The 12,694-nt window shown below is 36.3% G+C and carries 10 protein-coding genes; 7 read left to right on the forward strand and 3 right to left on the reverse strand.

Features of this window, described 5'->3' with window-relative positions:
- Window positions 1-52: 52 nt before the first annotated feature.
- Both AC57AW_RS01645 and AC57AW_RS01650 read right to left on the reverse strand, forming a co-directional pair.
- The gene (locus AC57AW_RS01645; RefSeq protein ID WP_496350597.1) at window positions 53-934 is read right to left on the reverse strand and encodes an SDR family oxidoreductase; all 882 of its coding nucleotides are present in this window, start codon (window positions 932-934) and stop codon (window positions 53-55) included.
- A 173-nt stretch (window positions 935-1,107) separates the two neighbouring features.
- A complete protein-coding gene (locus AC57AW_RS01650; protein WP_496350598.1) occupies window positions 1,108-1,518 on the reverse strand; it encodes a DUF1573 domain-containing protein in 411 nt (136 codons plus the stop codon).
- Window positions 1,519-1,676: 158 nt separating this feature from the next.
- On the opposite strand from AC57AW_RS01650, the gene AC57AW_RS01655 reads away from it, so the two are divergent.
- The 3 genes from AC57AW_RS01655 (at window position 1,677) to AC57AW_RS01665 (ending at window position 6,001) form a co-directional block, all read left to right on the forward strand.
- On the forward strand, window positions 1,677-2,930 hold the full coding sequence (locus AC57AW_RS01655; protein ID WP_496350599.1) for a sensor histidine kinase: 1,254 nt from the start codon (window positions 1,677-1,679) through the stop codon (window positions 2,928-2,930).
- A 12-nt stretch (window positions 2,931-2,942) separates the two neighbouring features.
- A complete protein-coding gene (locus AC57AW_RS01660; RefSeq protein WP_318849259.1) occupies window positions 2,943-3,626 on the forward strand; it encodes a response regulator transcription factor in 684 nt (227 codons plus the stop codon).
- Window positions 3,627-3,703: 77 nt separating this feature from the next.
- On the forward strand, window positions 3,704-6,001 hold the full coding sequence (locus AC57AW_RS01665) for a GH92 family glycosyl hydrolase (protein WP_496350600.1): 2,298 nt from the start codon (window positions 3,704-3,706) through the stop codon (window positions 5,999-6,001).
- A 156-nt stretch (window positions 6,002-6,157) separates the two neighbouring features.
- Here AC57AW_RS01665 and AC57AW_RS01670 read toward each other — a convergent pair whose 3' ends face one another.
- Entirely contained in the window at window positions 6,158-7,495 is a 1,338-nt protein-coding gene (locus tag AC57AW_RS01670; RefSeq protein WP_496350601.1) for a dihydroorotase, read from the reverse strand.
- Window positions 7,496-7,595: 100 nt separating this feature from the next.
- On the opposite strand from AC57AW_RS01670, the gene AC57AW_RS01675 reads away from it, so the two are divergent.
- The 4 genes from AC57AW_RS01675 (at window position 7,596) to AC57AW_RS01690 (ending at window position 12,690) form a co-directional block, all read left to right on the forward strand.
- A complete protein-coding gene (locus tag AC57AW_RS01675; RefSeq protein ID WP_496350602.1) occupies window positions 7,596-9,023 on the forward strand; it encodes an oligosaccharide flippase family protein in 1,428 nt (475 codons plus the stop codon).
- A gap of 135 nt (window positions 9,024-9,158) precedes the next feature.
- Window positions 9,159-10,175: a sugar phosphate nucleotidyltransferase gene (locus AC57AW_RS01680; protein WP_496350603.1), complete on the forward strand. Its 1,017-nt coding sequence runs from the start codon at window positions 9,159-9,161 to the stop codon at window positions 10,173-10,175.
- Between the two features lie 104 nt (window positions 10,176-10,279).
- On the forward strand, window positions 10,280-11,131 hold the full coding sequence (lolB1, locus tag AC57AW_RS01685; protein WP_496350604.1) for a lipoprotein insertase outer membrane protein LolB1: 852 nt from the start codon (window positions 10,280-10,282) through the stop codon (window positions 11,129-11,131).
- Window positions 11,128-12,690, forward strand: coding sequence for a murein hydrolase activator EnvC family protein (locus AC57AW_RS01690; protein ID WP_496350605.1), 1,563 nt, complete (start codon window positions 11,128-11,130; stop codon window positions 12,688-12,690). The genes lolB1 and AC57AW_RS01690 overlap by 4 nt, the downstream gene beginning before the upstream one ends.
- Window positions 12,691-12,694: the final 4 nt, after the last annotated feature.

The following is a 12,694-nucleotide window of genomic DNA, read 5'->3' on the forward strand; positions in this document are numbered from 1 at the left end:
AAAACTCCCGGAATTGTTACACATCCGGGAGCCTTTTTTTATTTAAGTTTAATTAATTTGATTTTTTTGATTTAATCATTGCTTCTAAAGCATCCCACATTTCGCTTGGGATTGCTTCAAGCATATTAAATTCTCCGGCACCCTGAAGCCATTCTCCTCCATCAATGGTTACTACTTCCCCATTCATATATGCTGAATAATCAGAAACCAGGTAAGCGGCAAGATTGGCAAGCTCCTGATGCTCTCCTACTCTTCTCAACGGAACTTTTTTCTTCATATCAAATTTTTCCTGAAGGTCTCCCGGAAGAAGTCTGTCCCAAGCTCCTTTTGTAGGGAAAGGTCCCGGAGCAATGGCATTGAAACGGATTCCATATTTTGCCCATTCTACAGCCAGAGATCTTGTCATTGCCAAAACGCCTGCCTTTGCACAAGCTGACGGCACTACATAGGCAGAACCTGTCCATGCATAGGTTGTAACGATATTCAGAACCGTTCCCGGAGTTTTAGAATCTATCCAGTGTTTTCCTACAGAAAGTGTACAGTTTTTTGTTCCTTTTAAAACGATATCCAAAATAGAATCAAAAGCAGAGTGAGTCAGTTTTTCTGTTGGAGAGATAAAATTTCCAGCGGCGTTATTCAATAAAATATCAATCTTTCCAAATTCTTTCAGGGTAGCTTCTTTCATTGCTTCCACCTCATCCCAGTTTCTTACATCACAAGCTACACAAAGTACTTTTCCTCCAGTCTCATCTTCCAGTTCTTTAGCCGTAGCTTGCAGCTTTTCCAAATTTCTGGAAGTAATCACCACATTAGCGCCCAGTTCAAGAAAATATTTGGTCATCGCTTTTCCAAGCCCGCTTCCGCCTCCTGTTACAATTGCTACTTTATCTTTTAGTGCACCTTCGCGCAGCATTGGTTGTGTATATAGACTCATAAATTATTTTTTCTTAAAAATAATAAATATTGAAATGCAATCCTTTAAAATAGCCCGATAAATAATGCTACAAATAATTATTCTTTAAATTCTTTTAAAAACAAATCAAGTATTTTAAAAAAAATAGCCTGATAATAATTACCAGGCTATTTTTTATTTGTTAAAACGATGTATTAAGAAGCAACTACTCCTTTGAATGAAAGCGTTTTAGGAGTTTTACTATCACTTGTTGTAACGTTTACAGTCTTCATAAACGGACCTGTTGCTGCTGCGTTATAGCTAGCTTCTACAAATCCTTTTTTCCCTGGCTGGATAGGTGTTTTTGTATAATCAGCTGTAGTACATCCACATGAAGGAGCTACATTTTGAATAATGATTGGTTGTGAACTGGTATTCGTAAATTCAAATCTGATCAATTTTGGTTTTCCCTGAGGGATATTTCCTACATCTATAGATTCTGATTTCCATTTAATAGCATCTGCAACCATTTTTACAATGGAAGGAGCATCTGCAGTAATTACATTTGCATAAAACGGAGAGAATGCCAAAACGGCTAAAAGAGCTGTGATTTTTAATTTTTTCATGAGTATAAATTTTAATAGTTAGAAACTAATTATCTTTTTCGATATAACAAATGTAAAACAGACAATGATTACAACTTGTTAACCGCTGTCAAACATTTGTTAACGAGTTGTTAATAATAAAAGATAAATAGATATTTTTGGATAATATTGTTCAGGAAATGAAAATAAAAAAACTCAATATTATAATAACACTGGGATTCGTAGCTATTATCGGAATTTTAATAGCTCAGCTGATGTGGACCCGACAGGCTTATAATCTTGAAGATAAAAAGTTCAACCAAAAGGTAAATATTGCCTTAATGGAGGTTGCAGAGAAATTATCCGGAGGTAAAAATTCTTATACAGAAAGTCCTGTTCAGAATATTGCCAATGACTATTATGTGGTTAATATTAACAATGAATTTCATCCCGTAGTTCTTGAATATTATCTGAAAACAGAATTTACCCGGCTTCAGATCAACACAGATTACGTATATGCATTATATAACTGCCACAGTGATAAAATGGTGTACGGAAAGTATATGACTTCGCATCAGGAAAGCCCCAGTAACAAGATGATTAATTTTCCGAAGCACAAAAACCTGATCTATTACTTTTCTATCCGTTTTCCGGATAAAACCACTTACCTGATCAGTTCTTTAAGGTTCTGGTATGTTCTTACGTTTGCTCTTATTATCATTCTTCTGGTGTATGTTTATTCTATTTATACCATTATTCAACAAAAGAAATTTTCAGAACTGCAGCGTGATTTCATTAACAATATGACTCATGAGTTTAAAACGCCATTGTCTTCGATACTTTTAGCCTCAGAAGCACTCAATAAGCAGGATCTGGTGCAGGATAATTCCAAACTGCAAACGTATACTTCCATTATCATCAATCAAAGTCATAAGCTCAATAATCACATTGAGAAAATACTGAATATTGCTAAAAATGATGCCGCAGGGTTGTCATTAAAGCCTCAAAAAATCCTTTTACTTCCTTTTATTCAAGAAATTGCAGACAGTATACAGCATAAAAATAAAGACCTTAACATCGAAATTAATATTGAAAACAGTACTTCAGTAATGGCTGATGAATTTCACTTTACAAATATCATTTACAACCTTTTAGATAATTCCATTAAGTATTGTGAAACAATGCCCGTTATTACAATTTCATCTTATAAAGATTCAAAAGGCTTATATTTAAAGTTTAAAGACAACGGAATGGGTATTCCTGCTAAAAATATTCCTCATATTTTTGAAAAATTTTACAGAGTACACACTAAACGAAGTGAAGAAGTGAATGGTTTTGGCCTGGGATTATTTTATGTAAAAAAAGTAGTTCAGCAGCATCACTGGAAAATTTCTGTGGAGAATAATGAAGAGAAAGGAATTACCACAACCCTTTTTTGTCCGTTTTCAAATTAATTATTTGTAAGTATGGAGAAATCTAAAATTTTATATGCCGAAGATGACAAAACAATAGCTTTCCTGGTTGAGGACAGTCTGGAAAGTTATTATGATATCAGCTGTTATTCTGATGGAGAATCGGCATTGGAAGCATTTAACAGTCAGGATTTCGATATATGTCTGCTGGATATTATGATGCCCGGCATAAACGGTTTTGAAGTAGCTGAACATATCCGCAGTAAAAATTCTGAGATCCCCATTATTTTTATTTCTGCCAAAGCCTTAAAAGAAGACAGAATCAAAGGGCTTAAAATAGGAGCTGATGATTATCTGGTAAAGCCATTCAGTATTGAAGAACTGATGCTGAAAATTGAAGTCTTCCTGAAACGCACCAAGAAAACAGATACTGCCCCTCTAAAATATAAAGTGGGGAAATATAATTTTGATCCTAAAAACTATACGCTGCAAGGGATAGAAAACAGTATAACTCTTACGCAAAGAGAATCTGACCTGCTTTTCTATTTCATTCGTCACAAAAACCTTGTAGTTAAAAGACAGGATATTCTGAAGGCCATCTGGGGTGATGATGATTATTTTATGGGCCGAAGTCTTGATGTATTTATTTCCAGATTACGAAAAGTACTTGCTGAGGAGCATCACATTTTAATAGAAAACCTCCATGGAATAGGATTTCGTTTTTCTGAAAAAGAATAAATAGTATTCAAACTTATCTAAAACACAACAGCAAATGATGATTTTAATTAATTTTAAACTTTGAAAAATTGTCATTAATGAAAAATTACAGACCCATTGTCTTTCTTTCTCTAGTATTTGTAAGCGCCAGCTTTAATGCCCAAAAATTTGAAAAATTAATACAATACGTCAATCCACTGATTGGAACTGAAAAGATGGGCCATACTTATCCTGGAGCTACAGTTCCTTTTGGTGCTGTACAGCTAAGTCCTGAAACAGATACTATTTCTTATGAACTTAACGGAAAATACAATGGTGAGGTTTATAAATACTGCGCCGGCTACCGCTATGAAGATAAAACCATTGTTGGTTTCAGCTCTACTCATTTCAGTGGAACAGGACATTCTGATCTCGGAGATTTCCTGATAATGCCTACTGTAGGAAAACTTCAATTGAATCCCGGAACAGCAACTAATCCTGAAAACGGTTACAGAAGTAGGTTCTCACATCAAAATGAAACTGCGGAGGCAGGATACTACAAAGTGAAGCTGGATGATCACAATATTCTGGCAGAATTAACAGCAACGCCAAGAGTAGGAATTCACCGCTATACTTTTCCAAAATCTGACCAGTCTCACATTATTCTGGATCTGATGGCTGGCATTTACAACTATGATGGAAAAAATGTATGGACATACGTTCGGGTAGAAAACGGAAATACCATCACAGGCTATCGTCAGACTAATGGCTGGGCGAGAACAAGAACGGTCTATTTTGCTATGAAATTTTCAAAACCATTTAAATCTTATGGACAGAAAAACTATGATGAAAAACAAGTCTACAAAGGGTTTTGGAGAAAATTTGACCAGAACCAGAACTTTCCGGAAATCGCAGGGAAGAACCTGAAAATGTTTTTTGATTTTGATACTAATGAAAATGAAGCGATTGAAGTTAAGCTGGCCATTTCACCAGTAAGTCAGACCAACGCTTTGGAAAACCTTGAAAAAGAAGTCGGAAATCTGTCTTTTGATCAGGCTAAAACTCAAGCACAGAACAACTGGAATAAAGAATTAAATAAAATTGTCATCAAAGGTTCTGATACGGAAAAAACGAACTTCTATACAGCAATGTATCATACCTTTATCAATCCTACGACTTACATGGATGTTAATGGAGAATATAAAGGATTAGACCAAAATATTCATAAGGCAGAAGGCTTCACCAATTATACTACGTTCTCTTTATGGGACACTTACCGTACTCTTCATCCATTCTTTAATATTATCCAGCCCAAACGGAATGGTGATATGGTAAAATCAATGATGGCTCATTATAATCAGTTTTCTATGAAAATGCTGCCTATCTGGTCCCATTATGCCAACGACAACTGGTGTATGAGCGGCTATCACAGCGTAAGTGTTGTTGCGGATGCCATTATTAAAGGAAATTATAAGGGTGATCCAGAAGAAGCCTTAAAAGCATGTATAGAAACGGCTAATAAAAGAAACTACGAAGGTATCGGACAGTATATTGATCTTGGTTACATTCCGGCTGAGAAAAGCGGAACTTCTGTTTCCAATACATTAGAATATGCCTATGACGATTGGGCTATTGCTCAACTGGCAAAACATTTGAACAAAACAGAAATCTACAATCAGTTTATCAAGCGATCTGAAAACTGGAAAAATAATTTTGACAAAACCATCGGATTTATGCGTCCGCGTTTGGCAGATGGAAGCTTTAAAAAGGATTTTGATGTGCTTAGCACCCATGGGCAAGGCTTTATTGAAGGAAATTCTTGGAACTACAGTTTCTTTGTTCCACAAAATCCGGATGAACTGATCAGCCTAATGGGGGGAAAGAAAAAATTTGCATCAAAACTGGATGAACTGTTCACCATGCATCTGCCTGATGAATTCTTCGCCGATACAGAAGACATTACACGGGAAGGAATTATTGGTGGATATGTTCATGGAAATGAACCGGCTCACCATGTTGTTTATTTTTATAACTGGGCAGGGCAGCCATGGAAAGCACAGGCACAAATCCGCCGGATTCTGGAAATGCAGTATAAAGCAACACCAGATGGATTGGGAGGAAATGATGATGCTGGACAAATGAGTGCCTGGTATATCTTAAGCACATTAGGGTTTTATCCTGTAGCTCCCGGATCGGAAGATTATTCTATCGGAAGTCCTGCGATTGATAACGCTGTACTGAATCTGGAAAACGGAAAAACTTTTGAAATTGAAGCTATCAACCAAAGTCCGAAAAACGTGTATGTTCAAAAGGTTCTTTTGAATGGAAAAGAAATAAAAAACTTCACACTGAAGCATTCTGAGATTATGAATGGTGGAAAACTTACTTTTTATATGGGGAATAAGGCCAAAAAGTAAATAATATATTCTCGCAGATTGTTCGGATTTAGTTGATGCTTGAATCTAAAAAAATCTGCGAGAGCTAAATAAGTTTTAGCTAAAGCCAATGGAGGTATATAAAATAAAAGAGCGGGCTAAAGCCCGCTCTTGTTGATTTATCGTAATAATATCTTATTAATCTCTCGCTTCAAAAAGCAATCTCTCCCCAAATTTTCCCTCTGCAATATTACCATTATCATACACCAAATGTCCATTAACAAAAGTATGAGTAACCTTAGAGTGGAAGTTCATTCCTTCCAATGGACTCCAACCGCATTTGTACAGTAAGTTATCTTTGGAAACCGTCCAGTTTTCATTTAAATCAACTAAAACCAAATCTGCTTTATATCCTTCTCTTACAAAACCTCTTTTTTCAACTTTGAAAAGGATAGCAGGATTGTGAGACATCTTTTCAACGATTTTCTCTAGGGAAATTTTACCGTTTTTATAGTTCTCCAGCATCACAACCAATGAGTGCTGCACCAAAGGTGCTCCTGAAGGACACTTAGTATACACATTATTTTTTTCTTCTGCAGTATGAGGAGCATGATCTGTAGCAATAACATCAATTCTGTCATCTAACAATGCTTCCCAAAGGGCATCTTTATCCTTTTGAGTTTTTACAGCCGGATTCCATTTGATAAGTCCGCCTTTTGTTTCATAATCCTCATTCGTAAAAGTAAGGTGATGAACACATACCTCAGCAGTGATCTTTTTATCCTTTAAAGGAATGTCATTTCTGAAAAGTTCCATTTCCTTTGCTGTCGAAAGGTGAAAAACGTGAAGTCTTGCACCTGTTTTTTTGGCAAGTTCAATAGCTTTGGAAGAAGATATATAACATGCTTCTTCACTTCTGATCAAATGATGGAATTTTACAGGAATATCATCCCCATATTCATCCATGTATTTTTGAGTATTGGCTCTGATGGTAGCTTCGTCTTCACAGTGAACAGCAATCAGCATTTGGGTATTGCTGAAAATATTTTCCAGAGTTTCCGGGTTATCCACCAGCATATTTCCTGTAGATGAACCTAAGAATAATTTGATACCGGGAACATTTCTAGGATTTGTTTTCAAAACTTCAGCAAGATTATCATTGGTTCCTCCCATCATAAAACCGTAGTTGGCATAAGCTTTCTGGGAAGCAATCTCATATTTGTCGGCTAACAGTTCCTGAGTAACAGCATTGGGTACTGTATTGGGTTGATCGATAAAACTGGTTACCCCACCGGCAATAGCGGCCCTTGATTCACTTTCAATATCTCCTTTATGCGTAAGTCCCGGATCACGGAAATGCACCTGATCGTCAATTACTCCCGGAAGAAGATACTTTCCTGAACCATCAATGATCTGATCTGCATCTTCAGAAATATCAGCCGCTATCCTGGAGATTGAGTCATTTTCTATTAGGATATCGCTTTCAAAGACTTTTCCTTCGTTGACGATATTTACGTTTTTTATAAGAACTTTCATTTCAATTTATTTCCCCGTAAAATTAAGATTTTATGTTTTAATTCAACCCAAAATCACCAAACGAATGCTTAAAGTTTTACATTTGTAAAAAATTTCGACTTTGTATAAGAAACTATTAGGGCAGACAATCATCTATGGAGCGGGAGCTATAGCACCAAGAATTATTCTATTTATTCTGAATCCACTTTTGATCTACAAAATTCCCAATGAAGGTTTTGCGATTTTCACTCAGCTTTATGCATGGATTTCGTTTGTTAATATTATACTTTCTTTCGGTTTTGAAACGGCTTATTTCCGGTTTTCTGCTGAGGATGGTAATGAGAAAAAGACTTTCAATACCTCATTCTGGTTTTTATTTTCAACCTCTACTGTTTTCTTAGTCTTATGCTATTTATTCAATCAGCAAATCGCAGACTATGCAGGATACCACGATAACCCGGAATATATCAGATGGTTTGCTTTGATTGCCTTTTTCGACAATTTATTAGTGATTCCTTTTGCATGGCTTCGTTTTCATAATAAGCCCATCAAATACTCTGCAGTAAGAGTTGTTCAGGCTATATTTCAGGCCGTTTTTACAGCAGCACTGTTCTTCTGGATTCCGGAAACCCTATCCAAAAGTTTCGGTTTGGATCAAAATGTAGATTATCCGTTCTTCAGTAATTTAGCGGGAAGCGCTTTAGGGGTTTTATTACTCCTTCCTATTATATTAAAAGTACGATTTCAGTTTGTAACCTCTTTGTTCGGACGTATGATCAAGTATTCCTTTCCGCTCATGCTGGCAGGTCTGGCCTTTATGGTCAATGAAAACTTTGATAAATCCATCCAGAGAAATCATATTTCGGACGAAGAAGCCGGGGCCTATGGAGGCTGCTATAAACTGGCTGTACTGATGACCTTATTTGTTACGGCTTACCGAATGGGTATTGAGCCTTTCTTCTTTAAACAAATGGATAAAGGTGATGCCAAAAAGACCTACGCCAAAGTTGCAGAATACTTTTCCTTTTTTGCCTGTGCGGTAGCTTTGGGAATCATCGCTAATATTTCCTGGCTGAAAGATGTTTTCATTCCCAACAAGTCTTATTGGATCGCTATAGACATCATCCCGATTATTGTGATTGCCAATCTTTGCTTCGGAATATATTATAACTTTTCTACCTGGTATAAAGTAACAGACAGAACCAGTGTAGGAACTGTTATTTCGTGGCTTGGAGCAGGCATAAACATCACGCTCAACCTTTTAGCATTAAACTATTATCACAGCATGATTGGTTCTGCATGGGCTACATTCGGAGCTTATGTTATCATGATGATTGTATCCTATCTGCTGGGCCAGAAATACTATCCTATCCCTTACAGAATGAAGAAAATGTCTTTCTTCCTTATATTACTTGGAATCTTTAGCTTCATCATTGTAAAATATCTCAATTATAATATTTTAACAAGTAATATCCTATTTTTGATCTTCACCGGAATTTTGATTTATTCTGAAAAAAAATTGATTTTATCGAGAATCAGAAAGAATTAAACTTTGGTCTTTATTTTGATAGTAAACAAATCAATTCAAATATTAAAAAGATATAAATCATATCCCAACAAAGGTTTTAATTATTATCTTTAACCATATTATTAAAATAACTATAAAAAATTCTTTATATAATTTATGAAAATTATTGTTCCTATGGCTGGACGTGGTTCCAGATTACGTCCCCATACACTGACAGTTCCAAAACCGCTTATCCCTATTGCAGGAAAGCCTATCGTACAGAGATTGGTGGAAGATATTGCTAAAGTTGCAGGAGAAAACATTGAAGAGGTAGCTTTTATCATCGGAGATTTTGGTCCTGAGATCGAAAGATCCCTTATTCAGATTGCTGAAAAGCTGGGAGCAAAAGGAAGCATATATTATCAGAACGATCCTCTTGGAACGGCTCATGCGATCAAATGTGCTGAGCAGTCTATGCAGGGAGATATCGTTATTGCTTTTGCAGATACCCTTTTCCGTGCAGATTTCCAATTAGACAAAAATTCTGATGGAGTGATCTGGGTAAAAAGCGTGGAAGATCCATCTGCTTTCGGAGTTGTAAAATTAGACAACTACGGTTTCATCACAGATTTTGTTGAAAAACCGACTACCTATGTTTCAGATCTTGCTATCATTGGTATCTATTATTTCAACAGTGCTGAAAAACTGATGGAAGAGATCAACTATATCATGGACAATGATATTAAAAACGGAGGAGAATATCAATTGACAACAGCTCTTGAAAACCTTAGATCTAAAGGAGCTAAATTTACTCTTGGAAAAGTAAATGACTGGATGGACTGCGGTAACAAAAATGCCACTGTGGAAACCAACAGCAAAATTCTTGAATACGAAAGAGAGGAAATGAAGAATTATCCAGCTTCTTCTTTGATTGAAAATTCTTTGATTATCCAGCCTTGCTTTATTGGTGAAAATGTAAAAATATCCAATTCAAAAGTAGGACCTGGAGTTTCATTAGGAAATAATACAACAGTTGTTAATTCTAATATTGAAAACTCCCTGATTCAGGAAAACACCAGAATCAATCATGGAAACCTTTCCAATTCTATGATCGGTAATTCTGCACAGTATTTCGGAGTAGCCAGAGAAATTTCTTTGGGAGATTATTCCGTTTTAGATTTTCTATCTAAATAAGAATAGAAATTATTTAACTTAAACAACATATCATCAGGCCACACAAAAGATTTTGTGTGGTTTGGCGTTAATATTGCACCGTATTTTTAACTAAAGATAAATACATGAAAAATTGGATTCCCCTTCTTTTATTACTTCTTGCCTTATCATCCTGTAAGACCCGTACCAAAGTCCAAAATGACACAGATCAGACACGGGACAGCATTACTACTACAGCAGATAAAGACAATGGAGATCCAAAAGATGTAAACCAACCGGTAAGAGACAAACTTACCTTTTACGAACATGTATTGATTGCACCCAAATATGAGCAGATCAAGATCGATAGTAAAGTACGTGTAGAAACAGGAAGTTATGTTCCTACGCTGGATGCTACCATCTATATTGAAAATGATAAGAAGGTGTGGATGAATCTCAGAGCACTATTCATCAATGCAGCCAGAGGGATTGCTACTCCTGAAGGGATAAAAGGCCAGGATAAGATTAATAAAACCTATATAGATTCCGACTTTGATTATCTTAATAATTTACTGAACGTTAATTTCATTGATTATAAATCTCTGGAGAAAATCCTGTTGGGAAGAACTTTTGTAAAAATAAATGACAGACAATTTGATCTGACACAGAATGCACAGGGCTTCAAAATGGTTTCTAATATCAATCAGAAAATTACCACAGATGAAAAAAACAGGGAATATAAAATAGAACTTCAATACGACACTAATTACGATTTATTGTCCGTCAACCTAAAAGACATTTTATCTTCAGACGAGCTGGATGTTTCTTACAGTGACTGGAATGAATATGAAGGAATCCGTCTTCCGAAAAATGTTAAAATAATTATAAAAGGTTCAAAATCTAGCCAGATCTTAATGGAAAATACGAAATTTGACTTTTCGAGGATGGAAACACCTTATTCTGTACCATCCAGTTATAAGAAAATTGAGATTAAATGATTAGAAAATTTAGCTTTTTAATAGGTGTTTTGATGTTCGGACTGCACCAGGGACAGCAGACCAAAGAACAGCTGCAGAAGCAGAATGCCGAACTTAAAAAACAAATTGCACAAATAAATTCCGATTTAGCCAAAACCAGAAGTGAATCTAAGCTTTCCGTAGCTTACCTTTCTAATGTCAACCAAAAGTTGGTGTTAAGAGAGAAGGTATACAATAATACGCAGAAAGAAAAAAGATTCATTGAGGATGATATTTATCTACGTCAGCTGGAAATCAACCGTCAGAATAAAGAACTGGCTGTTTTAAGAAAAAACTATGCTGAAGTTCTGGTAAATGCTTATAAAAATAAAGGAGTACAGAACAAAGTAACTTTTATTCTTTCTGCCAAGAATTTAGGAGAAGGGATACGTAGAGTACAGTACCTGAAACAATATTCAGATTATCAGGATAAAAAAGCAGCTGAAATTACAGATGCTGCCAACCTGATCAAGAAAACAATCACCCAAAGACAAAACTCTGTAAAAGAGAAAGCAAACCTTCTGGTAAACCAACAGAAGGATTTGGCGACGATCACTGCTGAAAGATCCCAAAAAGAACAATTGGTAACTGATTTTAAGAAAAACGAATCCAAATTAACAGCTGAGCTTAAACAAAAACAAGTTCAGTCTAAAGCATTGGAAGGACAGATCAGAGCTATTATTGCTGAAGAAATCAGAATTGCCAAAGCAGAGGAAGAAGCGAGAAGAAAAGCAGAAGCAGAAAAAATACGTTTAGCAAAACTAGCCGCTGAAAGAGAAAAAGCAAGAATTGAAGCGGAAGCTAAGGCAAGAGCAGAAGCCCTTGAAAGGGAAAGAAGGCTGGCTGAAGCAGAAGCTAAGAGAGCAGCAGATCTGGCAGCAAAAAGAGCTGAAGAAGAAAGAAAACGCAGTGAAGAAGCCGCTAAGGCAGAAGCCAATGCAAGAGATGAGTCCAGAAGAGTAGCCGCTAAAAAAGCGTCAGATGAAGCCAATGCAAGAGCTAAAGAAGCAGCAGATAAATTGACCGCAGCAAGAGCCGCAGAAGCAGCCCTTGCGAAGAGAAAAGAAGAAGATAAAAAAGCTGCTGAAACTAAAGCTATGACAAGCTACGGAGTTTCCACCGCTACCGGAAACAGCTTTGCAGATAACAGAGGAAGACTTGGTTATCCTGCAGACAGAGCCGGACAAATTACCCACCGTTTCGGAAGACAGCAACACCCGGTTTTCAAAAATATATCTGAAGACAATACCGGGATTAAAATTTCCGTGCCTTCAGGTACGCGTGCTAAATCTGTATTCCCGGGAACTGTATCTTCGGTTGTAGCAAGCAGTGATGGTACCAAGACCGTAATTATCAAACACGGAGGGTATTTTACTATTTATTCCAACCTATCCAATGCAAATGTTTCCAAAGGACAGCAGGTTTCATCAGGAACAGCATTAGGTACTATAGCCCAGGATTTTGATGGTGCTTATACCCTTGATTTCCAAGTATGGAACGGAAGTACGCCAGTTGATCCATTAGGTTGGATTTCATATTAAAAAA

The organism is Chryseobacterium sp. BGA-UO-ETr-SB22 (genome assembly GCF_059567885.1).

Excerpts from the sequence above, each read along its gene's own strand:
- AC57AW_RS01665 (WP_496350600.1), top strand. The coding sequence starts at position 3,704 with ATGAAAAATTACAGACCCATTGTCTTTCTTTCTCTAGTATTTGTAAGC.
- AC57AW_RS01650 (WP_496350598.1), bottom strand. The coding sequence starts at position 1,518 with ATGAAAAAATTAAAAATCACAGCTCTTTTAGCCGTTTTGGCATTCTCT.
- AC57AW_RS01660 (WP_318849259.1), top strand. The coding sequence starts at position 2,943 with ATGGAGAAATCTAAAATTTTATATGCCGAAGATGACAAAACAATAGCT.
- lolB1 (WP_496350604.1), top strand. The coding sequence starts at position 10,280 with ATGAAAAATTGGATTCCCCTTCTTTTATTACTTCTTGCCTTATCATCC.
- AC57AW_RS01680 (WP_496350603.1), top strand. The coding sequence starts at position 9,159 with ATGAAAATTATTGTTCCTATGGCTGGACGTGGTTCCAGATTACGTCCC.
- AC57AW_RS01645 (WP_496350597.1), bottom strand. The coding sequence starts at position 934 with ATGAGTCTATATACACAACCAATGCTGCGCGAAGGTGCACTAAAAGAT.
- AC57AW_RS01690 (WP_496350605.1), top strand. The coding sequence starts at position 11,128 with ATGATTAGAAAATTTAGCTTTTTAATAGGTGTTTTGATGTTCGGACTG.
- AC57AW_RS01655 (WP_496350599.1), top strand. The coding sequence starts at position 1,677 with ATGAAAATAAAAAAACTCAATATTATAATAACACTGGGATTCGTAGCT.
- AC57AW_RS01670 (WP_496350601.1), bottom strand. The coding sequence starts at position 7,495 with ATGAAAGTTCTTATAAAAAACGTAAATATCGTCAACGAAGGAAAAGTC.